This is a genomic window from Pseudomonas putida, assembly GCF_001976065.1.
GTDB lineage: Bacteria > Pseudomonadota > Gammaproteobacteria > Pseudomonadales > Pseudomonadaceae > Aquipseudomonas > Aquipseudomonas serbica.
Genome location: NZ_MNAH01000001.1, coordinates 683,639 through 704,706 on the forward strand (window position 1 = coordinate 683,639; position 21,068 = coordinate 704,706).

At 60.5% G+C, this 21,068-nt stretch carries 20 protein-coding genes and 1 pseudogene; 6 read left to right on the plus strand and 15 right to left on the minus strand.

The annotated features are described in order from the left end of the window. From BKX96_RS03160 to BKX96_RS03210, 11 genes are all read right to left on the minus strand, one after another. Entirely contained in the window at nt 1–1,683 is a 1,683-nt protein-coding gene (locus BKX96_RS03160; protein WP_046815214.1) for a thiamine pyrophosphate-binding protein, read from the minus strand. Then, entirely contained in the window at nt 1,676–2,473 is a 798-nt protein-coding gene (locus BKX96_RS03165; protein ID WP_046815215.1) for an SDR family oxidoreductase, read from the minus strand. Before BKX96_RS03165 ends, BKX96_RS03160 begins: the two co-directional genes overlap by 8 nt. Nucleotide 2,474: 1 nt before the next feature. Continuing rightward, a complete protein-coding gene (locus tag BKX96_RS03170) occupies nt 2,475–3,311 on the minus strand; it encodes an IclR family transcriptional regulator (protein WP_008054905.1) in 837 nt (278 codons plus the stop codon). Then, the gene (locus tag BKX96_RS03175) at nt 3,308–4,192 is read right to left on the minus strand and encodes an alpha/beta fold hydrolase (RefSeq protein WP_077182674.1); all 885 of its coding nucleotides are present in this window, start codon (nt 4,190–4,192) and stop codon (nt 3,308–3,310) included. Before BKX96_RS03175 ends, BKX96_RS03170 begins: the two co-directional genes overlap by 4 nt. 4 nt (nt 4,193–4,196) lie before the next feature. After that, on the minus strand, nt 4,197–4,736 hold the full coding sequence (locus BKX96_RS03180; protein ID WP_046815217.1) for a cupin domain-containing protein: 540 nt from the start codon (nt 4,734–4,736) through the stop codon (nt 4,197–4,199). 19 nt (nt 4,737–4,755) lie between these two features. Continuing rightward, entirely contained in the window at nt 4,756–5,523 is a 768-nt protein-coding gene (locus BKX96_RS03185; protein WP_143512380.1) for an SDR family oxidoreductase, read from the minus strand. After that, nucleotides 5,520–6,296 (minus strand): ABC transporter permease, encoded by a 777-nt coding sequence (locus tag BKX96_RS03190; RefSeq protein WP_077182675.1) that lies wholly within the window; start codon nt 6,294–6,296, stop codon nt 5,520–5,522. Before BKX96_RS03190 ends, BKX96_RS03185 begins: the two co-directional genes overlap by 4 nt. Nucleotides 6,297–6,324: 28 nt before the next feature. Next, entirely contained in the window at nt 6,325–7,326 is a 1,002-nt protein-coding gene (locus tag BKX96_RS03195; protein WP_077182676.1) for an ABC transporter substrate-binding protein, read from the minus strand. 36 nt (nt 7,327–7,362) lie between these two features. After that, the gene (locus BKX96_RS03200; RefSeq protein ID WP_046815432.1) at nt 7,363–8,199 is read right to left on the minus strand and encodes an ABC transporter ATP-binding protein; all 837 of its coding nucleotides are present in this window, start codon (nt 8,197–8,199) and stop codon (nt 7,363–7,365) included. A gap of 525 nt (nt 8,200–8,724) precedes the next feature. Further along, nucleotides 8,725–9,123, minus strand: coding sequence for a hypothetical protein (locus tag BKX96_RS03205; protein WP_046815220.1), 399 nt, complete (start codon nt 9,121–9,123; stop codon nt 8,725–8,727). A 217-nt stretch (nt 9,124–9,340) separates the two neighbouring features. Next, nucleotides 9,341–10,105 (minus strand): SDR family NAD(P)-dependent oxidoreductase, encoded by a 765-nt coding sequence (locus BKX96_RS03210; RefSeq protein ID WP_046815221.1) that lies wholly within the window; start codon nt 10,103–10,105, stop codon nt 9,341–9,343. Between the two features lie 352 nt (nt 10,106–10,457). On the opposite strand from BKX96_RS03210, the gene BKX96_RS03215 reads away from it, so the two are divergent. Further along, nucleotides 10,458–11,327: a helix-turn-helix domain-containing protein gene (locus BKX96_RS03215; RefSeq protein WP_410454518.1), complete on the plus strand. Its 870-nt coding sequence runs from the start codon at nt 10,458–10,460 to the stop codon at nt 11,325–11,327. A 93-nt stretch (nt 11,328–11,420) separates the two neighbouring features. On the opposite strand, the gene BKX96_RS03220 is transcribed toward BKX96_RS03215, so the two are convergent. After that, nucleotides 11,421–12,329 (minus strand): LysR family transcriptional regulator, encoded by a 909-nt coding sequence (locus tag BKX96_RS03220; RefSeq protein ID WP_077182677.1) that lies wholly within the window; start codon nt 12,327–12,329, stop codon nt 11,421–11,423. Nucleotides 12,330–12,474: 145 nt separating this feature from the next. Between BKX96_RS03220 and BKX96_RS03225 the strand changes: the two genes are divergently transcribed. The 4 genes and pseudogenes from BKX96_RS03225 to BKX96_RS03240 all read left to right on the plus strand — a co-directional run bounded on the left by BKX96_RS03225 (nt 12,475) and on the right by BKX96_RS03240 (nt 16,277). Next, on the plus strand, nt 12,475–13,044 hold the full coding sequence (locus BKX96_RS03225) for an NADPH-dependent FMN reductase (RefSeq protein ID WP_077182678.1): 570 nt from the start codon (nt 12,475–12,477) through the stop codon (nt 13,042–13,044). 130 nt (nt 13,045–13,174) lie between these two features. Continuing rightward, the gene (locus tag BKX96_RS03230) at nt 13,175–13,912 is read left to right on the plus strand and encodes an SDR family oxidoreductase (RefSeq protein ID WP_046815224.1); all 738 of its coding nucleotides are present in this window, start codon (nt 13,175–13,177) and stop codon (nt 13,910–13,912) included. 141 nt (nt 13,913–14,053) lie between these two features. After that, entirely contained in the window at nt 14,054–15,508 is a 1,455-nt protein-coding gene (locus BKX96_RS03235; protein WP_077182679.1) for a TrkH family potassium uptake protein, read from the plus strand. Nucleotides 15,509–15,673: 165 nt separating this feature from the next. Next, nucleotides 15,674–16,277, plus strand: a pseudogene (locus BKX96_RS03240) (LysR family transcriptional regulator). A gap of 42 nt (nt 16,278–16,319) precedes the next feature. Here BKX96_RS03240 and phaC read toward each other — a convergent pair. After that, nucleotides 16,320–17,996 carry a class II poly(R)-hydroxyalkanoic acid synthase gene (phaC, locus tag BKX96_RS03245; protein WP_077182680.1) on the minus strand — a complete coding sequence of 559 codons (1,677 nt, stop codon included), beginning with the start codon at nt 17,994–17,996 and terminating at the stop codon, nt 16,320–16,322. 347 nt (nt 17,997–18,343) lie between these two features. On the opposite strand from phaC, the gene arsA reads away from it, so the two are divergent. Next, complete coding sequence (arsA, locus tag BKX96_RS03250) at nt 18,344–20,104, plus strand: arsenical pump-driving ATPase (protein WP_077182681.1); 1,761 nt, start codon at nt 18,344–18,346, stop codon at nt 20,102–20,104. A 97-nt stretch (nt 20,105–20,201) separates the two neighbouring features. On the opposite strand, the gene BKX96_RS03255 is transcribed toward arsA, so the two are convergent. Continuing rightward, nucleotides 20,202–20,621 (minus strand): DUF6691 family protein, encoded by a 420-nt coding sequence (locus BKX96_RS03255; protein WP_046815228.1) that lies wholly within the window; start codon nt 20,619–20,621, stop codon nt 20,202–20,204. A 2-nt stretch (nt 20,622–20,623) separates the two neighbouring features. Further along, nucleotides 20,624–21,058, minus strand: a complete 435-nt coding sequence (locus tag BKX96_RS03260) for a YeeE/YedE family protein (protein ID WP_077182682.1) — start codon at nt 21,056–21,058, stop codon at nt 20,624–20,626. Nucleotides 21,059–21,068 lie beyond the last annotated feature (10 nt).

Genomic DNA, 21,068 nt, shown 5'->3' on the forward strand with positions numbered 1-21,068 from the left:
TCAAGCCGTGGCTTTTTGCGCTTTGGTTTCGCTGTTGGGCGGACCGGCGAACTGGGTGGCGAAGCTGCCGACGCTGAGCATGTCGACTTCCAGCAGGAACGGACCTGGCTGCGACAGCGCACCGTCGACCACCTTGCCGAAATCCTTGAGGTCGGTGACCAGTCCATGGCGCAGGTTCAGCGATTCGGCCAGCTTGGAATAATCCGGGGTGTGCAGGTCGACGTAGCAGTGGCGACTGCCGTACACCGCGTCCTGGATGTTGCGGATCACGCCGTAGCGCTGATCGTTCATCAGCAGGATCACCACGTTGGCGTTCTCTTGCACCAGCGTTGCCAGCTCGCCGAGGTTGAGAATGAAACCGCCGTCACCGGCCAGGGCGAAGACCTTGCGCTCAGGCGCGGTTTCCGCTGCCGCCACGGCCGCGCCAATGCCCATCGACAAACCCTGGCCAATGCCGCCGCCGAGTGCATGCACGCCGGCACGCGGGTGGTACAGCGTCAGCAGGCGGTTACCCCAGATGCTGTTGGACAGCGTGACGTCGCGCACCCAGGAGAAATTGCGCCCGGTGAGCGCTTGTAGCTGTTCGACCATGGCCGAGTACGGGCCGAGGTCGGCGATCAGTTGCGTGCGAGACTTTTCACGCACTTGCTTGAGCTCGGCGAGGAACGTCGGGTCGATGTGCAGGCGACCTTCCAGGCGATCCGCCAGGCCTTCAAGCGCCAGCGCCGAATCGCCGCAGATGAACAGTTCGCTGTTGTAGCTGCGCCCTTCGATGGCCGGGTTGGCGTCGATGCGCAGGGTGTTGCGTGGCAGCTTCAGCGCATATTTGAAGGTCTCGTTGCTGCGCAGGCGTGAACCGGCGATCAGCAGGGCGTCGCAGCTTTGCAGGAACTGCTCGACCAGTTTGTTTTGCGAGAACGCACCGAGGCAACGCTCGTCATCTTCGTTGACCACACCGCGACCTTGAGTCGAGGTGATCACGCCGACCCCCATGTCCAGCAGGCGCTTGACCTGCGGGCCGGCATGCCGCGCGCCGCCACCAAGCCACAACAGCGGGCGAGTGGCGCTGGCCAGACGCTCGGCCACCAGGTCCAGCGCTTCGGGTGCGGGCACGGCCACCGGAATCGGCAGCGGCGACAGGTCTGTCGGCATCGGGATGAACGTCGACTGGATGTCGATCGGGATTTCCACGCTGACCGGCCCGGTCGGCGCGGTCAGGGCAGTCTGCACGGCCAGCTTCAGGGTGCTGATTGCGGTTTCGACGCTGCGCACCCGGAACGCGGCCTTCGACACGGCCTTGAGCATGGTCAGCTGGTCGCGGGCCTCATGGATGTAGGCGAATTCCTGGTCCAGGTACGGCGTTTCGATCTGCCCGGTGATGTGCAGCAACGGCGTGCCGGCGGTCAGCGCTTCGACCATCGCACCCGCAGCATTACCTGCTGCGGTGCCGGTGGACGTCAGGCACACACCCAGGCCACCGGTGGTACGGGCATAGGCGTCGGCCATGTTGGTCGCGCCGGCTTCGCCGCGGGCCATGACGAAGCGGATGTTGCCGCGCACGGCGAACGCATCGAGGATCGGCATGTTGTGGATCGAGATCACACCGAATGCGGCCTTGACCTCGCATTGCTCGAGAAACGCGGTGATGGCAGCGCCAACGGTGACAGTATTTTCATTACGCATGGCGGGACAGGCCTCCAGAAACATCGATATGGCTGCCTGTGGTGTAAGCCGACAGAGGCGAGGCCAGGAACAGGATTGCGCGGGCCGCTTCGATCGGCAGGCCCAGGCGCCCCAAGGGAATGTGTTTGCGTTGTGCCAGCTGGGCGGTCCATTGGCTCCAGTCCAGATCCCGTTCTTCGCGGGCTTCGAAACGGCGGCGCCATTGCCCGGACTCGACCAGGCCGATGAGGATGCCGTTGACCCGAATGCCATCGACGGCAAATTCGGTGGCCATCGAGCGCACCAGGTTCATCACCCCGGCGCGCGCGGCCGAGGTGGCGACCATGTGCGGTTCCGGCTGGCTGGCCAGCAGCGAATTGACGCAGACGATGGCGGCGTTCGCCTGACCTTGCAGCTGTGCCTTGAAGGCGCGGACGGGGTTGATCACCGAGAAGAATTTCAGGTTCAGTTCTTCGGTCCAGGCGCTGTCGGTAGTGTCGGCGAAGGTCGATACGCGACCTTGCCCGGCGTTGTTGACCAGCACGCTGGCTGGCCCCAATGCGGCCAGGCTGGCGGCGGCAAAGGCGTTGACCGAGTCGGCGTCCAGGACGTTGCAGGCCTGGGCCAGCAAGCGCGCCTTTGGAAAACGTTCACGCAACTGGTCTTCGGCGCTGCGCAGGCGATCTTCGTCGCGACCGCAGAAGGCCACGGCCGCGCCGGCTTCGAGCAGCAGTTCGACGCAGGCCAGGCCGATGCCCGAAGAGCCACCGGTGACGATCGCGGTGCTGTCTTGCAGTTGATAGAGACTCATCTCAATCCCTCATCAGCGCCGTTACGCGGTTGTGGCCGTCGTGCCCGGTCGCGCTGTTGTAGTCGAGCAACCGCGACAGTTCGTCGGCGCTGCGGCGTACTTGCAGGAGCAATTCGTTGAAGTTGACGTGGGCGATCTGGGTGGTCGGAATCGTCACGCCCAGCGCCGCGACGATCTGCCCGGACTGATCGCGCACCGGTGCGGCCACCGAGGAAATCGCCGACTCGAAGAAGCCTTCACCGCTGACAAACCCGCGTTGGCGGTCGGCCTGGACCATGTCGAACAGCTCCATCACGGTCTTCGGCGTGCACGGCGAGAACTGTTCCAGGTGATCTTCCGGGTAGAGTTCGCGCAACTCCGCCAGCGACAGGTCTTCGAGCAGGATGCGCCCGAGGACGGTGGCGTGGGCGGGCAGGCGCGTGCCGACATTCACCGCGCTGGAGAACACCGACGGCGGCGACACCTTGGCCACGTAGACGATCGAACGGCCGTCGCGCACCACCAGGTTGCTCGGGTAGTTGAGGCGGTCGCACAAGCGGGCCAGCAGCGGCTGGCCGAGCTCGGTCAGCTCCAGTGAGGCGAGGTACTCGAAGCCCAGGCGCAGCACCGACATGCCGAGGCGGTATTCGTTGCCGCTGCGGGTGACGAAGCCCATGGTTTCCAGCGTCGTCAGCAGGCGAAAGATGGTCGAGCGCGGCAGCGACAGGCGTCGGGCCAGTTCCGGTGCGGTCAGCGTGCGATTGCGCCGGCTGAATTCACACAGCAGCAGCAGGCCGCGCTCCAGGCCCGGCACGATGTATTTGTCCTGAGCGTCCTTCAGCAGATCTGAATCGTTCATAGCGATGCACCTGTCAGGGATTCTTTGATGGCGAAGGCCAGGCGGCCCGCCACGACATGAGGTTGTTCGATGGGACTGGCATGTCCGGCATCGTTGATAAGCGCGAACGTGCCGCCCAGGGTCTTGGCCAGGGTCCGGCAGTTGTCGGGGGTGGTGATGCCGTCGGCGTCGCCGCAATGCACTTCGCAAGGCATGGTCAGCGGTGCATGGCGCAACAGGTCTTCGCCGCACAGCAGTTCGATGGCCTGGCGATAACCCTCGGGATTGAGCCGTGCCATGTTCCACCGCACCCAGGCCTGCGCTTGAGGGCTGGCCACCGGGGAGAGCATGTAGGCGCTGCGTTGCTCGGCCATCTGTGCAATGCCCAGCTGTTGCAAGGCGTGCAGGCGTTTGTCGCGCACTTGCTGGCGCTGCACGGCGCGCGATGGATGGCCGTAGCCCTGGGCCGGGCTGATCAGCACCAGGCGGCTGATGCGCTGTTGCTGCACGCCGCTGGCGAAAGCGACGGCGGTAATGGCCCCCAGTGAATGCCCCACCAGCACGCAGCGCTCGATGCCCAGGGCGTCGAGCATCTGCAGCAGCCGCTCGGCATAGTCCGACGCATCCGGCGCCAGGGCTCGCAGGGGCGAGGAGTCGCCGTAGCCGGGCGCGTCCCAGGCGATCACCCGGGCGCTGCGGCCAAGCGCCTGCGCCACCTCCAGCCACGACGCCGAGCCCGAGCCGATCCCGTGCAACAACACAATGGCCGGCCCGCTTCCGCATTCGCGAAAGGCCTGGCGAGCGCCGGCGAGCTCCACTGTGCGCAATGGAAACTGCAGGGCCAGCTGCGCCTGAAGATCGGCGGTGAGCGACGGAGCGCGATGATCGATGGCGTGCGACATGGGCTTATCCGCGCTTGATCGAGGCCAGGGGGTGTTCTGGCGGGTAGGTCGGGGTCAGCGGTTTTTTCGCGCCGAGCATCACGCACATCAGCGCATCTTCATCGCCGATGTTGATCTCTTCGCGGTACACGCCGGGCGGCACGGAAATCACGTCGCGGTCGGTGAGGATGGTTTCGAAACGCTCGCCGTCCTTCTCGATCACCACCTTGAGTTTGCCGCGCAGCACGAAGAACACTTCTTCGACGTCGGTGTGCAGGTGCGGCGGGCCTTCATGGCCGGCCGGGATCACCATGGTCGAGAAGGTGAAGTTCTCCGACGGGATGGTGTTCATGTCCGAGGTCACGCCGGTGCCGCCGGTGCCGATGTAGCGCATTTGCGCGCGGCGGAATTTCGGGTCGTAGTCAGCCTGGAATTTCAGGGCATTCCAGTCGTACTTGCGGGTTTCGTAACGGGCGATGCGGGTGTTCATCCAGCTTTCCAGATCGCTGCCGGCCGGCTGTTCCCAGCTTTTCGGGGTGGTTTGCTGTGCTGATAAATCGGTCATGGCTGTCTCCAGATCAAAGTCAAGGCATGACGAACCCGCCGTTGACCGGCAAGGTTTGTCCAGTGATGAAACGGGCGAGGTCGGACAGCGCGAACAGCACGGCGCCGCTGACGTCTTCGGGAAGTTGTGGGCGCTGGATGGCCCGTTGATCGTTGTACAAACGGTGGCGCGCCTCGGGTACATAGGCCGTGGCCTCGACCAGCACCAGGCCGGGGGCAATGGCGTTGACCGTGATGTTGTCGGTTCCCAGTTCACGGGCCAGGCTGCGGGTCATGGCGATGATTGCGCCCTTGCTCGCGACATACGCCAGCAGGTTCGGCGCGCCCCACAGAGGGGTGTCGGAGGCCAGGTTGACGATGGCGCCCTGGCCGCTGGCGCGCAGGGCCGGCAGGCAGGCCTTGGTCATCAACCAGGTGCCGCGCACGTTGACCTGCATCACCTGATCCCAGGTGTCCAGGGTCAGCTCTTCGCAGGTCTTGCCGCCGGAATTGGTGATCGAGGCGTTGTTGACCAAACCATCGAGCCCACCCAGCAAACGGGTAGTTTCAGCGATGCAGGCATCGATCGAATCCGGCTGCGCCAGGTCAACCGTGACGCCGTGCACGCTCAGGCCTTCGGCGACCAGTTCGGCGGCCGACTGCTGCACGCGTTCGGCGAGGATGTCGGCGATCACCACCTGGGCACCGGCGCGGCCAATGGCCTGGGCAAAGGCGTAACCCAGCCCGCGGGCGCCGCCGGTGACCAGCACGCGGCGGCCTTCGAGCAAGCGATTGAAGGTCGTCATCATTGGGTACTCAGCATGGCTTTGGGCATGTAGTGCAGGACACGCTTTTCGGCCCAGACCACTGCGCCGTAGGCGAATACGCCGATCAGCGTGAGCATGACGATGGCGACGAACACACCCGCGGTATTGCCCTGGCCTTCGGCATCGACCAGCAGGAAGCCCAGGCCCTGGTTACCGCCGACCAGTTCACCGACGGTGACGCCGATGACGGCCAGGGTCGAAGCAATGCGCAGGCCGGAGAACAGCGCGGCCATGGCCGAGGGAAACTCCACCAGGCGGAAGATCTGCCAGCGGCTGGCGTTCATGGTCCGCACCAGGTTGATCATGTCCGGGTCCACGGTACGGATGGCCGACAGCACGTTGATCATCACCGGGAAGAACACGATCAGGATGGCGATCAGGATCTTCGGGTAGATGGTGTAGCCCAGCCACATGACGAACAGCGGGGCGAAGGCGACTTTGGGCGCAATCTGCAGCGCCAGGATGTACGGCGACAGCATGGCCTCGGCGGCGGGCGAGAGGCCCAGCGACACCCCGATCACCACGCCGAGCAGGGCACCCAGGCCAAAGCCGACGATGATTTCGAAGGCGGTGACCAGGGTGTGCTGCCACAGCCCGCCGCTATGCCACATCACCAGGCTTTCCTGGGCCACGCGGCTCAGTTGTGGCATGACGAATTCGGGCATGCCGAGCAATCCCGGGCCCCACTGCCAGAGCACCAGGAACAGGACCAGCAGGGCGACGCTGCCGAGCATGGAGTTATTGAGGTTTTTCATCGTGTCGTTACCTTGTTGTCACTGGCCGTCATTGCGCGGCGGTTTGGGTGTCGATGAACTGGTTGGTGTACAGGTCGTCCAGCTTGGGCTCCTGGGTGACGATGCCTTCGCTGACATAGAACTGGCGGACCGCTTCAAGTCGCGCCGGATCGACGCGGCCCAATACGGTCTGGTTGGCATACACATGCTCGACGTAGAGCTTGAAGATCTTCTCCAGCGAATCTTCCTTGCCGGCATAGGTGGGCACCGCCTTGGCAAAGGTCACTGCGGCAGCGCGTGGGTCGGCAATGATGTCGCGCATGCCCTGCAGCGTGGCCTGGACCGCGCCGCGAACGATATCCGGGTGATTCTTGATGGCATCGTCGGAGGCAAGGATCGACTGCGCCATGCTTTCGAAAATCTGTGATTGCGGTATCAGCTTGATCTTCAACCCGGCTTCTTCGGCGTTGACCACCCAATCCGGCACACCCGCCATCGCCTCGGCTTTATTGGCCGAGAACAATTGCCAGACACCGGCCGGGCCGGCGGCCTGGATATTCACGTCGTTCTTGCTCAGGCCGGCTTTGCGCAGGGAGGCGAGCAGGGCGTAGTAGGTGGTGTCCGAGTAGGACATCACCGTCATGGTCTTGCCCTTGAGATCGCTGATGGAATTGATGTTTTGCGCCGCATTGGTGGCAATCATGGTCACGCCGCCGGCGCCCAGCACGGCCACCGCACGCACCGGAATGCCATTGGCGCGCACCACGATCGGGGTATCGCCGAGGGCACCGCCGAGCATGGCGTTACCGGCGCCGATCTGTTTGGCCACGTCCACGCCGCCCTTGGCGGCGATGAAGGTCATGTTCAGGTTTTGTGCGGCGTAGTAGCCCTTCTGCTGCGCGATGATCCACGGAGCAAATGCCGGCAGGTTCGGTGGCGCCGGCAACAGGTAAGTCACGTCGGTCGATTGCGCCTGGGCGGCGCAAGCCATGCCCAGGCCGAGCGCGATGGCGGTGACCTGGCTGAAGCGTTGAAACAGGGACTTGAACATGCGTACTCCTAATCGGTTGCGGGCCTTCAGGCGTGATCAATGCAGTTCGGTGTGTTCGCTGACTTGCAGCAACTCCATCAGGCGACCCACCAGCGGGCCGATCTCCGGCAGCTTGCGGCGCTCCAGCGGGTTGTCGCGAAACGGCAGGTCGATGTTGATTTCTTCGATGATGGTGCCGGGACGGGCGCTCATGACCAGCAAGCGGTCGGACATGGCGATGCCTTCGATCAGGTCATGGGTGATGAACAGTGCGGTCTTCTTTTCGTCGAACAGCATGCGCGCCATGTCCTGTTGCAGGATCATCTTGGTCTGCGCATCCAGCGCCGAGAACGGCTCGTCGAGGAACAGCACTTGCGGGTCGATGGCCAGGGTGCGGGCCAAGGCCGCGCGCTGACGCATACCACCCGACAGCTGGAACGGGTAATGGTCGGCGAAGCCTTGCAGGTGGCAACGACCAATCAGGTCTTCAGCCACGGCCTTTCGTTTGGCAGCCGCCACACCTTGAATCTCCAGGCCCAGTTCAACGTTGCGGCGAATGCTGCGCCACGGCATCAACAGGTCTTTTTGCAGCATGAAGGCGACTTGGCGGACCGGGCCGGTGACCGCTTCCCCGCCGACGAACACTTCGCCTTCGGAGGGACGGTAGAGTCCGGAACCCATATTGAGGATGGTGCTTTTGCCGCAACCGGAAGGGCCGATGATCGACACCACTTCACCACGGCGAATCTTGAAGTTGACCCCGCGAATGGCAAACGGAGCTTCGGGCTTGCCCTTGGCCGGAAAACATTTGCCGACATTGCGGAATTCAATCTCAGTGGGCTCCAGGTCTTCCTTGGGAGCGGGTTTGTTCCATTGCGGGGCGACGGCGTACATCTCTTTCACAGCCATTGGGAAGGGTCTCTGGTCTGTTTTATAGGTGATACGACGTTTAGTGCATGAACAATGCCAGAGATTGGCTGTACCGTTACTTTGTTTAAAAATCGTTTTAAATTAACGAGTTAAGTAATAAATTGAAATTTATCGGCGTTTCATATATGAAACGTGGTTTCTTGTATGGCACGAAATTGCACATCAGCCGTGCGAGGTTCAGGAATTTGCGACGCAGCGGTGCTTTTTCAGGTAACGCTGAGTGTGGGGGAATGACGAATTTGTTTTATGTGTGAAACAAGATTGACTGGAAGGAAAAACGGGCCCTGTAAGGCGCCCGTTTTTTTTTCGAAGCCCTGCGTAGGCCGGGTTCGGCGTCTACATGATCGCTGGGGGCCAGATATCGTGCGCTTTGTCACCTCGTTCGCGACCACCGCCGAGGATGACGATCATCTGTTGAGTCAGGTCAGGCGAATGGTCGAAACGCTGCGCGCGTGACCATCTACAGCCGTCAGTGTGACCTCCTTCGCCCTAGCGACGGTAGTAGCGGCGATCGTCCTCGTAGCGGTGCCGCATGGCTCGATCCTGGTGGCGATCCCAATCACGATGGCGCTCAGCTTCCCGGCGGGCTTGCTCTCTACGCCACTGATTCCTGCGCCATTCGTCCCGGCGCCAATCGTCCCTGCGATTGTGCCAACGGCCGTCGTGCCAGTAACGGTCGTCGTGGGCAAGCAACGGCCCTGGCTGCTTGTCGGCCACACTGGCCAAGGTCGGCCAAGGGTTGCCGGCAGCCTGGACAGGCGCCTCAACGGCGGTGACTTCAGGGGCGAAAACAGGGGTTGAGGCCTTCATCTGTGTTGCTGATGCCGAGCCCACTGCCGCGAGCGCGAACAGGCCGAAAAGCACCACCCGTGGGTCATGGAATTTCATGAGCTAAGACAACCTCTGTTTGGCAATTGGACGTGTGGCCATCTGGTAACCGCAAGCCTGCGGGTTCGCGCTTGCTGAGCAAATGTGCCTATCCACATAGACCGATAAACAGGGAAAAGTTCTAAGGGGCGACTGTTTAAATAGCAGCTGGCCCTGCTCTTGGGTATGACAAGAAGGGCGCCGTACAGGCGCCCTGATCGTTTTCAGGCAATCCTGATCAACCGGCGGTGACGGTCATGCCGCCGTCGGCCATGACCACGGAGCCGACGACGAAGCTCGCACGGTCCGACGCGAGAAATGCCACAACTTCAGCGATTTCCTCAGGCTGCGCGGCACGACCAATGGGAGCGGCTTCGCCGTGTCGGGCCAAAAAGCCAGGGCCGTCGTCTACCACGTCGTTGAGGATGTTGGTCACCACGTCGCCGACGCCGATGGCATTGACGCGAATGCCATGCTCGATCGCCTCGAGGGCCAGCGTGCGGGTCAACTGGGCCAATGCGCCTTTGGAAGCGGTATAGGCGGCAATGGTTGGAAAGGCGAAATAGGATGCGTAAGAGGCGATGTTGACAATGGCTCCCGATTTGTTGGGCATCATCGCCTTGACCGCTTCGCGGCAGTGCAGGAAGGCTGCGGTGGCGTTGACCGCCTGGATGCGCTCCCAGTCTTCGCGGGTCATGTCGATGACCAACTTGTTGATGATGATCCCGGCGTTGTTCACCAGAATGTCCAGTCGACCGAACGTCTCGACGGCCAAACCGACCGCGCGCTCGGCGGCGCCGTCTTCGGTGATGTCGGCCACCAGTGGCACTAACCCGGGGCGGGCGAGTTCTTCGACGGCGCAATTGCGATCTTCAGCAATGACCTTGGCGCCACGCGCGTGAAGTAACAGTGCGATAGCCTTGCCGATGCCACTGGCGGCACCTGTGACCAGCGCGACTTTGCCTTCTACTTCGTTGGGAATGCTGTGATTGATCTCAGTCATGGTGCTCTCCTGCCTTGCAAGCCGACGAAGTATTCGGCGGCTCAGCGCCCGTGAGGCGCTGTCGTTATCGACGGGTTCACTGTCTCGCAAAGGGGAGGAGGGGGCTTTCGCAGGCTTGCCGAAGCTGTCGGAGTTTTGCGCCAACGTTAAAATGACTGAGGGAAGCCTGTGCAAATTTCGTTTGCTGTCGCACGGGTCAGCGTTGAAAACGGCCTTGTTCAAGTATGCCGATGCCACGTTACCCTATCGACGCCAACCCCCATCCGAGGGCTTTTCGATGGAGCCTCCTGTGCACCAGCCTGAATTTGAAGACCTGACACCGAGCGATGCTCGGCTCATCACGGCTGAATCGATGCCGCATCACCTGCCAGGATCTGCGCAGGCATTGCCGCTGCTCCCGCAGCTGCAGGATGTGATGGTGCAGTTGTTCAGCCATCACAGCAGCGCCGAGCCGATACTGGTACCTGCCGTGGTGGAGCCTCTGCTGGTATTGGTCCTGGCAGGCACGGCCAGGGTCGAGGAGCGCTCCCTCGGTGGGGCATGGCAAGCCGTCAAGGTGCAGGCTGGCGACTTCTTTCTCACCAACACAAGCAAGCCCTACGAGATGCGCTGGCAGACAATCGGGTGCGACACCTTCGAAGTGATGCATCTGTATCTCGGCCTTCCACTGATCGACCAGGCTGCCCGTGATCTACTGGGCGAGCACACCGCTCCGGTGACCTTCCTCGATATCTCCGGGGCCCAGGATGAGCGGGTGAATTTCATGCTCAATCAGTTGCGCTTCGAGTTGATCGAGGAGCGTAAGCCCAGCCTGTTGTTCTTACACAGCCTGGCCCAGGCGTTGACCGTCCACCTGATACGCCGTTATCTCGATCCACAAAGCACTACCCGTCGCAGCAACGCACTACAAGCGTACAAGCTGCGACGCGTCATCGATGCGATGAATGAACACCTGGCCGATGAGTTCCGCCTTGCGCATTTGGCTCATGTCGCCGATTTGAGCGAGTATCACTTCAGCCGGATGTTCAAGCGTGCCACGGGGCTGGCGCCATCGCAGTATTTCATCCGCCTGCGCATGAGTCGCGCCCGACATCTACTGCTTGAGACCGAGCGCAGCATTATCGATGTTGGCTTGGAAGTGGGTTATTCCAGCCCCAGCCATTTCTCCCAGGTTTTCCGTCGCGAGGTGGGTGTCACGCCTAGCGCCTACCGCCAAGCGTGACAGTTCCGGCAAGTTCTGCGCCTTGAGGCGCGCACCCGGCGCGAGTACTTCGTCTGCACACGCAAGTGGCGGCGCGTTACCAACCCTGTGCAATTAGTGGATCTTGAGGTTTGCCGCCAGGTAATCCATGAAGGCTCTGACACGCGTGGGCAATTTTCCTCCTTGCCCTACGTAGACCGCATGCACTTCACTCTTCGCGACAGGCATGAAATCTTCTAGAACCGGAAGCAGGCGGCCTTGCGCCAGATCTTGCTCAACCTGACAAAATCCGACGCGCGCGAGGCCAAGCCCGAGGATTGCAAGTTCTCGTACTCCGTTGCCGTCACTGACCCGTGCGTTACCGGTAACGGATACCGGGGTCAGTTGGCCATCCTCGCTCAGGAAGTTCCACTCCATCATCGGTTGGCCGAAGGTGAATCCCAGGCAGTTGTGGTCTGCAAGATCGGCTGGAATTTTTGGTGTGCCGTGTGCCTCAAGGTAGGCCGGTGACGCCACGATAAGGCCTCTTGTCTCGCCCAAGCGCCTGGCCACGAGATTGGAGCTTTTGAGTGGGCCGCTGCGGATGGCTACGTCAGCTCGTGCGCTGATCAGGTCGACGACTTCGTCACTGAGGAAAACCTCCACCGATACGCCAGGGTGGTGTTGCAGGAACGTCGTCAATAGCGGTAGCAGGTACAAACGCCCGATGTCGACGTTGCAGTTGACCCGCACTGTTCCCTGGGGGGCGGAGCTGGCTGCCGCTTCCAGCTCAGCCTCATCGAGCGCCGCCAGGATAGTCAGGCTGCGCTCATAGAATGCTGCCCCTTCAGGCGTGAGCAACTGTCGCCTTGTCGAGCGATTGAGTAAACGCGTACCCAGGCGGTTTTCCAGTCTTGTGACTAGCTTGCTGACCGCTGATGGGGTCATCGCACAGTTCTTGGCGGCAGCCGTGTAGCCGCCGTCTTCAACGACCCTGACGAACACGTTCATTTCGGCGAAGCAGTTTATGTCCAGTCGTCTCATATGAATTCAGATCACAAGTTGTATGCCCCAGACCCGGCTATATCAGCCGCGTTGCCCACTCGTACTCTAATCCAGAGGCTGAACGGTGCAGGTGAATTTCAGCAAATGACGTGCCACCACTTGGATGCCAAGTCTGGAGGATGAGATGAACAGCGAGATGAAACTGGTCCTGATTCACAGTGGTGAGGATGAAGAAGGATTCCGGCCTGTGCTGATGAAATGGGTGACGGATGTTTTAGCGCAACGAGCCGAGTTCGAGCCTTGGTTAGTAGAACCCGCCAGCCTCCTGGTCAGGCCTGGCAATGCGGCGGTTATACAACGACAGGAAAGCCTTCGCCATTTGGCCGAAGCTGATGCATTCCTGATCATTACATCTGAACAGAGCAATGTTTATCACTGCGAGCTGAAAGCTTTCATTGACCAGGTTTCGCTTCGCTGGCAAGCAAGGCCGGTTGCATTCATCGGCTACGGCGGCGCGTCGGGCGGACTGTGCGCGATCAGTCAGCTGCGCCAGGTACTGGCCGGACAGCACGCGGTACCCATCTGCAACGTCGTGTCTTTCCCTGATCCTTGGGCACTGATCGATGGGGCAGGGGCAATACGTCAGCCTGATCAGGCCAGGCTTCCAATGGCTCGAATGCTGGTCCAGCTGAACTGGTGGGCGAGAGCCCTGAAGGCTGCGCGCGAACAGATGCCCTATGAACGGGTGAGATAAGCCCTGGTGCAAAGGCCTCGCTGCAGAATTGGGCAAAGGTTAAGCAGTATTCGACTAACGGCAACTTGTTGCCCGTCCCTAACCTTGTTTGCAGGCCCGCTCCCCGGGCAAACAGAAGAGGAAACCGATCATGTTGAACATCAAGGACAAAGTCATCGCAATCACCGGCGCCAGCAGCGGTATCGGTGAGGCTACCGCGCGACTGCTGGCTAGCCAAGGGGCGAAAGTCGTGCTCGGCGCTCGTCGTACCGACCGGCTTGAAAGGCTTGCTGGCGATATCAACGCCGCCGGTGGCAGGGCTGAATTCCGGGTTCTGGACGTCACGGACAGAAAGGATGTCCAGGACTTCATCGATTTCGCCGTTACCCGCTTCGATCGGGTCGATGTGCTGGTGAATAACGCTGGTGTGATGCCTCTATCCAAACTCGAGGCACTCAAGGTAGACGAGTGGGACCGCATGATTGACGTGAACATTCGCGGCGTTCTGCACGGTATCGCTGCCACGCTGCCGCTGATGCAGCGTCAACGGGCCGGGCAGATCATCAATATTGCCTCTATTGGTGCCTATGCAGTGAGTCCGACTGCAGCCGTTTACTGCGCCACCAAGTACGCCGTCCGGGCCATTTCAGAAGGTCTTCGGCAAGAGGTTGGAGGCGATATTCGGGTTACCGTGATCGCTCCAGGCGTTACGGAGTCCGAGCTGGCCGAGAGTATCTCTGATGAGGGGGGGCGCGCCGAGATGAAAGAGTTTCGCAAGATCGCGATCTCGGCCGACGCCATAGCAAGGGCAATCGCCTATGCCGTTGAACAACCTGCCGATGTGGATGTAAGCGAGCTGATCGTTCGGCCCACAGCGAGCCCATTCTGACGGAGTGCGTCATTGCGACCCCAAGTTGCCCTTTGACGCACGCAGCCCGGCTGGTTGTTTGTAGAAGTTTTACGCAAAATTTACGCGGCTTTCAGGTTGGGCATCCGATACTGCGCGGTGCAAATCTGGAACGCTACTGTCATGTCCCTCGCAGCAATTCGGCTTATCGGCTTCATCCTGGGCATTTTCCTGATCACGCTGGCCGTCAGCATGGCTTTTCCCATGATCACACTGGTGGCCTATGAGCGTAGTGACGATCTGTCGGCATTTCTCTGGTCGAGTTTGATTACTTTCGTCTGTGGCCTCCTGTTGATCGTGCGGGGGCGTCCGGAGACTGGCCAGCTTCGTCCCAGGGATATGTACCTGCTGACGACGGCAAGCTGGGTAGTTGTGTGCACCTTCGCAGCATTGCCGATGGTGTTCATCAGCGATATCAGCTACACCGACGCATTCTTTGAAACGATGTCGGGCATCACGACCACTGGCTCGACCGTACTCACAGGTCTTGATACCTCGTCTCCCGGCTTGCTGATATGGCGCTCCATGCTGCATTGGTTGGGAGGCATCGGTTTTATCGGCATGGCGGTGGCGATCCTTCCACTGTTGCGAGTAGGCGGCATGCGCCTGTTCCAGACAGAGTCCTCGGATTGGTCGGAGAAAGTGACACCGCGTTCCCATGTCGCCGCCAAGTACATTCTTCTGCTCTACCTGGGCCTTACCGGCATCGGCGCTGTGGCGCTTTGGCTCGCTGGAATGACGCCATTTGAAGCGGTCAACCACGCCATGTCGTTGATCTCCACCGGAGGATTCTCCACGTCGGACGCCTCGCTTGGGCACTGGACGCAGCCAGCGATTCACTGGGTGGCAGTGGCGATCATGATTCTGGGCAGCCTGCCATTCACCTTGTACGTTGCGACATTGCGGGGCAATCGCCGTGCCCTGATCAAGGATCACCAGGTACGCGGGTTCATTGGGTTCTTGCTCGTCACATCGCTGGCTGTGGGTACCTGGCTTTGTTTTCACAGCGATTACGGATGGTGGGATGCGTTTCGTATCGTGGCAGTCAACGTGACCTCGGTCGTCACGACCACCGGCATTGCGGTGGGCGACTACACGTTATGGGGCAGCTTCGCGGTCTTGCTGTTTTTCTATCTGACCTTTGTCGGTGGATGTTCAGGCTCAACGGCAGGCGGTCTCAAGATCTTCCGTTTTCAGGTGGCTGGCGCCCTGCTGGTCAGTAGTTTGAAGCAGTTGATCCATCCTCGAGCCGTGATCCAGAAGAAATACAACGGTCATCCCATCGACGAGGAAATCCTGCGTTCGCTTTTGACCTTCTCGTTTTTCTTCACCATCACCATCGCCGCCATCGCCTTGGGCCTGGCGCTCATTGGACTTGATTGGACAACGGCATTGAGCGGCGCCGCCACTGCGGTGTGTAACGTCGGGCCTGGGCTTGGCACGATCATTGGGCCGGCAGGTAATTTCTCATCATTACCGGATGCCGCCAAATGGCTACTGACCGTTGGAATGCTACTGGGAAGGCTGGAAATCCTGACGGTGTTGGTACTTGTCACGCCGGTTTTCTGGAGATATTGACCCACCTTGTCGGCGTTTGAGTCTGAAAGGTCCTGGGTGGCACGACAATAAATTTGTCGATACCCACCCAAGGGGCAGTGGCATCTGAAGCGAGCCAATCTATCAAGACCTCATTAGTATGATCAGGCGATATAGTATGAAAATACTTATGTTGGGGCCTCATCAATGCTCAGGGAAAACGCCAGTGATCTGCTTGCCTTCCTCGCCGTCGCCAAGGACCGGAGCTTCACCAAGGCCGCTGCCAGGCTCGGGGTCTCTCAATCAGCGCTGAGCCACACGATTCGGGGCCTGGAAGCGCGGCTTGGCTTGCGTTTGTTGACGCGAACGACGCGCAGCGTTTCGCCTACCGAGGCCGGTGATCGCCTGATCAGACGGGTAGGGCCCCACTTCGGACTTTGCCAACCGTGAATTACCCATGACGCCTCGGGCACTCACCGATCACCTGTGCAATAACCTGCGGTTGCCCACGAACGGCGGGCTGTATGCCTGGGAGTTCGCCAAGGATGACGAACGTCTCAAGGTCCGAGTGACAGGCCAGGTGACCTACAACGGCGTCTATCAGCTGTTGGAAGCGGCACTGGATGGTTTCGGCTTGAGCTACATTCCCCATGACGTGGTCGCGCCACACCTGCAAGCCGGGCGCCTGATTCAAGTGCTGGAAGACTGGTCGCCATGGTTTTCCGGTTTTCACCTCTACTACCCGAGTCGGCGTCAGGCGTCCCCTGCGTTTGCTTTGTTGGTGGATGCGTTGCGTTACCAAAACGCCTGAGCAAGCCTGGACCGGCCATCTTCCATGGCCGGCCCAAACGACTCAGCGCATGTGCACGTAGGTACCCGGCGCAGCCTCAGCCGCGGGATATGCCCTGTTGCCCAGTTTCCGGGGGGGCTTTTTACTATCGCCGGAGCGTGCCTGCAGCCAGGCCAGCCAGTGTGGCCACCAGGAGCCTGAGTGTTGGCTGGCAGCGTCCATCCACGCCTGAGCCTCGACTGGCAGGTTGCTGCCGGTCATGAAGCGCGCCTTGGGGTTGCCCGGCGGGTTGAGGATGCTCTGGATATGTCCGCTGCTGGACACCACGAACTCGCCCTGGCCGCCAAACAGATGCATGGAGCGGTAGCAGGCCTCCCACGGGGTGATGTGGTCGGTCAGGCCTGCGATGCAGTAGAAGTCACTGGTGACCTGACCAAGGTCTATCGGTGTGCCGCCAACTTCCATGGCGCCGGCGCGGGCGAACGGATTGGTCTGGTACATGTCGATGAATTCGCCGTGCAGCGCGGCGGGCAGGTTGGTGGTGTCGTTGTTCCAGTAGAGGACATCGAATGCTGGCGGCTCGTTGCCCAGCAGGTAGTTGTTGATCCAGTAACTCCAGATCAAGTCATTGGGACGCATCCAGGCGAAGACCTTCGCCAGCTCGCGGCCCTCCAGCACGCCCGCCTGATACGAACGGCGCTTGGCCGCCGTCAGGGTCTTCTCGTCGGCGAACATCCCGACCTGGGTGTCGGGGCGTATGTCCAGCATGCTGACCGCCAGGGTAAAGGCATTGACCTTGTTCTCGTCCAGGGCGGCGTAGTTTCCCAACAGCGAGGACAGGGTACAGCCTCCGGAACAGGCTCCGAAGGTATTCAGGTCGGTACTGCCGGTTATCGACACAATCGCGTCGACCGCCTCCTTCAGGGCATCTACGTAAGTGGACAATCCCCATTCACGCTGGGCCTTGCCGGGATTGCGCCAACTGATGGCAAAGGTCTGGATACCGCTGTCGAGGAGAAAACGGATCAGGCTCTTCTCCGGCGTCAGGTCAAACAGGTAGAACTTGTTGATCTGTGGCGGCACCACCAGCAACGGACGCGCTTGCACCTGCTCGGTACGGGGCTTGTACTGGATCAACTCCAGCACTTCATTGCGAAACACCACCGCACCTTCGGTGATGCCCAGATTGTGGCCCACCTCGAACGCCGTCTTGTCCACCTGGCTGGGCATGCCGCCGTTTTCGATCAGGTCCCGGGTCAGCTGTGAGAAGCCATCGAGGATGCTCTTGCCGCCGGTTTCAAAGAAACGCTTGAGCGCTACCGGGTTGGCGAGGGTGTTGGTCGGCGCCATCGCATCGGTCAGCAGGCCGATGACGAACTGACCACGATGAGCGTCCTGTTCGCTGAGGCTGCTGGTACTGATCCAGTCGTTCATCTCCTGGCACCAGGCCAGATACGTCTTCATGTAGCGACGGTAGAGCGGGTTGCGCTGCCAGGTCTGCTCGTCGAAACGCTTGTCTCCCGCCGCTGGCTTGAGCGGCGAGCGGTCGAGCAGGACATTTTTCAGCTCAAGGCCGAATGCAGCCATATGCCGAGCGCTATGCACGGGCTGCTTCAACACTTGTCGCAGGACCATGCGGGCAGTGCCGAGCAGGTCGCGCCCGCGAGGACCGACCACCGGGTTCAAGCTCAACGTATGCATCGCGGCTTGCTGGGAGAGATCTTTATTCTTCTTGTTCATTGTGCCACTCCGGCAAGGTACCCAAGACGGGCACCCGACAGTTATAGGGCTGCGGGCCAACCGGGTGTACCGCTCAAAGGCAGGGCTGACCGCGCAGATCTGTGGAGCAGCTTATAGACGGGGAAGCGGCAAACATTTCATTTGACGACAACGCCTTTTCACTTCGTGACAACCCATGACCTTTGATCCGGGATCAGAGCCATCAGTCAGTCGCCTGTTTGATCAAAGCGGTGCGCGGCCAATCGATGGCTAAAATTTTCAGCTTGATTCATAAGATAAAGGGGGAGGTGCCGAACATCGGTCTAAACTCTGAGCCTCAGTTGTGCTCCTCGCGAGGCTAGCGTGCCATGCAGTCCACCATCAAACTGCTCGATCAACCCACCCAATACATGTTCTTCACTGGCAAGGGCGGAGTTGGCAAAACGTCGGTCTCCACAGCGGTGTCAATCGCATTGGCTGATGCAGGCAAGAAGGTGCTTCTCGTAAGCACAGACGCGGCTTCGAATCTTGATGAGATGCTCGGCGTAAGACTGAGCAATCAGCCTGTAGCAGTGCCGGACGTTCCTGGAATGTTCATACTCAACATCGACCCTGCGACCGCCGCCATCGATTACCGAGCCAGAGTGGTCGAACAAATGGGCTCTGAGGCAAGCGATCAAGACATTGCTCTTGTGCGCGAGCAACTCTCGGGGGCATGCACGACCGAAATCGCAACCTTCGATGAATTCTCTTACCTCTTGTCGCAAGGCGGCGCGGCCTATGACCACGTCGTGTTCGATACCGCTCCCACGGGACACACGCTCAGGCTGTTGAGCCTGCCCAAAGCCTGGAGCGGATTTCTGAAAGGCAATGATCGTGGTGCGTCATGCCTGGGGCCCCACTCGGGCTTGAAAATGCAGGAGCAGCTTTTCAATCAGGCTTTGGCTGCGCTCAACAATCCATCCCTGACCACTATCGTGCTAGTGGCTCGCCCTGAAAGAGGCGCGCTCGGCGAGGCTGCGCGATCCTCCGACGAGCTTCGTGAGTTGGGTCTGGAAAACCAACGTCTGGTCGTGAACGCTGTGTTCAAGCGCAGCGACTTGAATGATCCGATCGCCGCGGCCATCGAAGCGAATGGCCAGCAGGCACTCGACGAGATGCCAGCTTCGCTGCGCCAGCTTGCAGCCGACTACATCCCGCTCAAAGCCGTGGATTGCGTTGGCTTGCCCGCGCTACGCGGGCTGCTTGCCCCGGATCTTGTTCGGCCAGCAAGCACTGCACCCCACGAGCCCTCACGCCTCGAACATCCCAAGCTCTCGGAACTGGTTGCCGAGCTTGCGAATGATGAGCGCGGGTTGATCATGGTCATGGGCAAAGGTGGTGTTGGCAAAACCACCATTGCTGCAGCCATCGCGCTGGGTCTGGTCCAGCACGGCAAATCCGTGCATCTGAGCACGACGGATCCTGCGGCGCATCTGGCTGTGACCCTTAATGCCGATGTGCAAGGGCTCAGCGTCGGCCGCATCGACCCTAAGGTCGAGACCCAAAAATACGTGGACAAGATCGTAGCTTCCCGCTCTTCGACCCTGACGGAAGATGAAATAGCCTTGCTCATTGAGGATCTGCGTTCGCCCTGCACCGAAGAGGTGGCGGTCTTCCATGCTTTCTCCCGCGTGGTTTCTCAAGCCAGAACCTCGTTCGTGGTGCTGGACACCGCCCCCACGGGTCACTCGCTGCTACTGATGGATGCCACAGGCGCCTATCACCGCCAGATGGTTCGGGAATTCAAAGGCAAGGCCTCGGACCACATCGTCACGCCATTGATGCGACTGCAAGATGCGGTCTACACCAAAATCATCTTGGTAACACTGCCCGAAGCCACGCCGGTGTCTCAGGCGGCAGGGCTGCAGGATGACTTGCGCAGGGCCAACATCGAACCGTTTGCCTGGGTGGTCAATAAGTCTCTGCTCGCCACAGACACAAATGATCCGCTGCTGCGAGCGCGCCTGGATAGCGAGCGCAAGCAGATGACGCGGGTAGCCGAACAAACCAACCATGCTGTCATCGTGGTGCCCTGGACCGCGGAGCCGCCTGTTGGCGTCGCTGCGCTAAAGCGCCTGCTGGATTGAAGCGCCAGCGTCGACCCAATCACAAAGCCAAATGTCATCAGCGAAAGGCTGGTTCGGTTGCATGCCAGCAACGTTCGCGTTCATGGCGTTCGCCCGATCAATGGCTGCGCCGGCTCTCCAGCGCAGTAAACAACACCATGCCGGCCAGCATGGACAACATGAATACGATCGCTTGCCAGCGTCCTGTCAGCAGAATTGCCACTGCGGGGCCCGGACAGATGCCCGCTATTCCCCAGCCGACGCCGAACAACAGACTCCCGCCAATCAGGCGCGGGTCCAACTCACGTTTGATCGGTAGCTGCATCGGCCTTCCCAGCAGCGAACTGGATTGGCGTCGCGCCCAGGTTAACGGGCCAATGGCCACAGCAATTGCCCCGACCATGACCAACGCCAGGGAAGGGTCCCAGGCACCGGCTAGATCCAGGAAAGCGAGTACTTTGCCGGGGTTGGCCATGCCTGCCAGAAGCAGGCCCAAGCCGAACAGCAGGCCAGCAATGAACGCAGTCAGTTTGGTCATGTTCAACCCCCCAGCAGATGACGCAAGATAAACACCGTGACGAAACCACTGAACATGAAACACGCAGTGGCAACCATCGATCGCGGCGAAAGGCGCGATATGCCGCATACCCCATGACCACTGGTGCAGCCTGATCCGTATCGTGTACCGATGCCTACCAGTACACCGGCGGCGATCAGTCCGACCCAGCCACTTTTGAACTCAATCTGTGGCAGCGTGGCAAACAAGGCCCATAGAAGCGGCGCGATAAGCAGGCCCAAGAGAAAAAGTGCTTTCTCACTCACCCCCTCACTCCCTCGCTGTAGAAGACTGCCGATCAGGCCGCTGATACCTGCGATACGCCCATTGGCGATGACGAATAGGCTGGCCGCCAGGCCAATCAATGCGCCTCCGGCAAGGGATGACCAGGGCGTGAAGTTGAGCCAGTCGACATTCATGAAGCTTCTC

Coding starts and splice junctions, on each gene's coding strand:
- BKX96_RS03160 (WP_046815214.1), bottom strand. CDS start 1,683: ATGCGTAATGAAAATACTGTCACCGTTGGCGCTGCCATCACCGCGTTT.
- BKX96_RS03165 (WP_046815215.1), bottom strand. CDS start 2,473: ATGAGTCTCTATCAACTGCAAGACAGCACCGCGATCGTCACCGGTGGC.
- BKX96_RS03170 (WP_008054905.1), bottom strand. CDS start 3,311: ATGAACGATTCAGATCTGCTGAAGGACGCTCAGGACAAATACATCGTG.
- BKX96_RS03175 (WP_077182674.1), bottom strand. CDS start 4,192: ATGTCGCACGCCATCGATCATCGCGCTCCGTCGCTCACCGCCGATCTT.
- BKX96_RS03180 (WP_046815217.1), bottom strand. CDS start 4,736: ATGACCGATTTATCAGCACAGCAAACCACCCCGAAAAGCTGGGAACAG.
- BKX96_RS03185 (WP_143512380.1), bottom strand. CDS start 5,523: ATGATGACGACCTTCAATCGCTTGCTCGAAGGCCGCCGCGTGCTGGTC.
- BKX96_RS03190 (WP_077182675.1), bottom strand. CDS start 6,296: ATGAAAAACCTCAATAACTCCATGCTCGGCAGCGTCGCCCTGCTGGTC.
- BKX96_RS03195 (WP_077182676.1), bottom strand. CDS start 7,326: ATGTTCAAGTCCCTGTTTCAACGCTTCAGCCAGGTCACCGCCATCGCG.
- BKX96_RS03200 (WP_046815432.1), bottom strand. CDS start 8,199: ATGTACGCCGTCGCCCCGCAATGGAACAAACCCGCTCCCAAGGAAGAC.
- BKX96_RS03205 (WP_046815220.1), bottom strand. CDS start 9,123: ATGAAATTCCATGACCCACGGGTGGTGCTTTTCGGCCTGTTCGCGCTC.
- BKX96_RS03210 (WP_046815221.1), bottom strand. CDS start 10,105: ATGACTGAGATCAATCACAGCATTCCCAACGAAGTAGAAGGCAAAGTC.
- BKX96_RS03215 (WP_410454518.1), top strand. CDS start 10,458: ATGCCGCATCACCTGCCAGGATCTGCGCAGGCATTGCCGCTGCTCCCG.
- BKX96_RS03220 (WP_077182677.1), bottom strand. CDS start 12,329: ATGAGACGACTGGACATAAACTGCTTCGCCGAAATGAACGTGTTCGTC.
- BKX96_RS03225 (WP_077182678.1), top strand. CDS start 12,475: ATGAACAGCGAGATGAAACTGGTCCTGATTCACAGTGGTGAGGATGAA.
- BKX96_RS03230 (WP_046815224.1), top strand. CDS start 13,175: ATGTTGAACATCAAGGACAAAGTCATCGCAATCACCGGCGCCAGCAGC.
- BKX96_RS03235 (WP_077182679.1), top strand. CDS start 14,054: ATGTCCCTCGCAGCAATTCGGCTTATCGGCTTCATCCTGGGCATTTTC.
- phaC (WP_077182680.1), bottom strand. CDS start 17,996: ATGAACAAGAAGAATAAAGATCTCTCCCAGCAAGCCGCGATGCATACG.
- arsA (WP_077182681.1), top strand. CDS start 18,344: ATGCAGTCCACCATCAAACTGCTCGATCAACCCACCCAATACATGTTC.
- BKX96_RS03255 (WP_046815228.1), bottom strand. CDS start 20,621: ATGACCAAACTGACTGCGTTCATTGCTGGCCTGCTGTTCGGCTTGGGC.
- BKX96_RS03260 (WP_077182682.1), bottom strand. CDS start 21,058: ATGAATGTCGACTGGCTCAACTTCACGCCCTGGTCATCCCTTGCCGGA.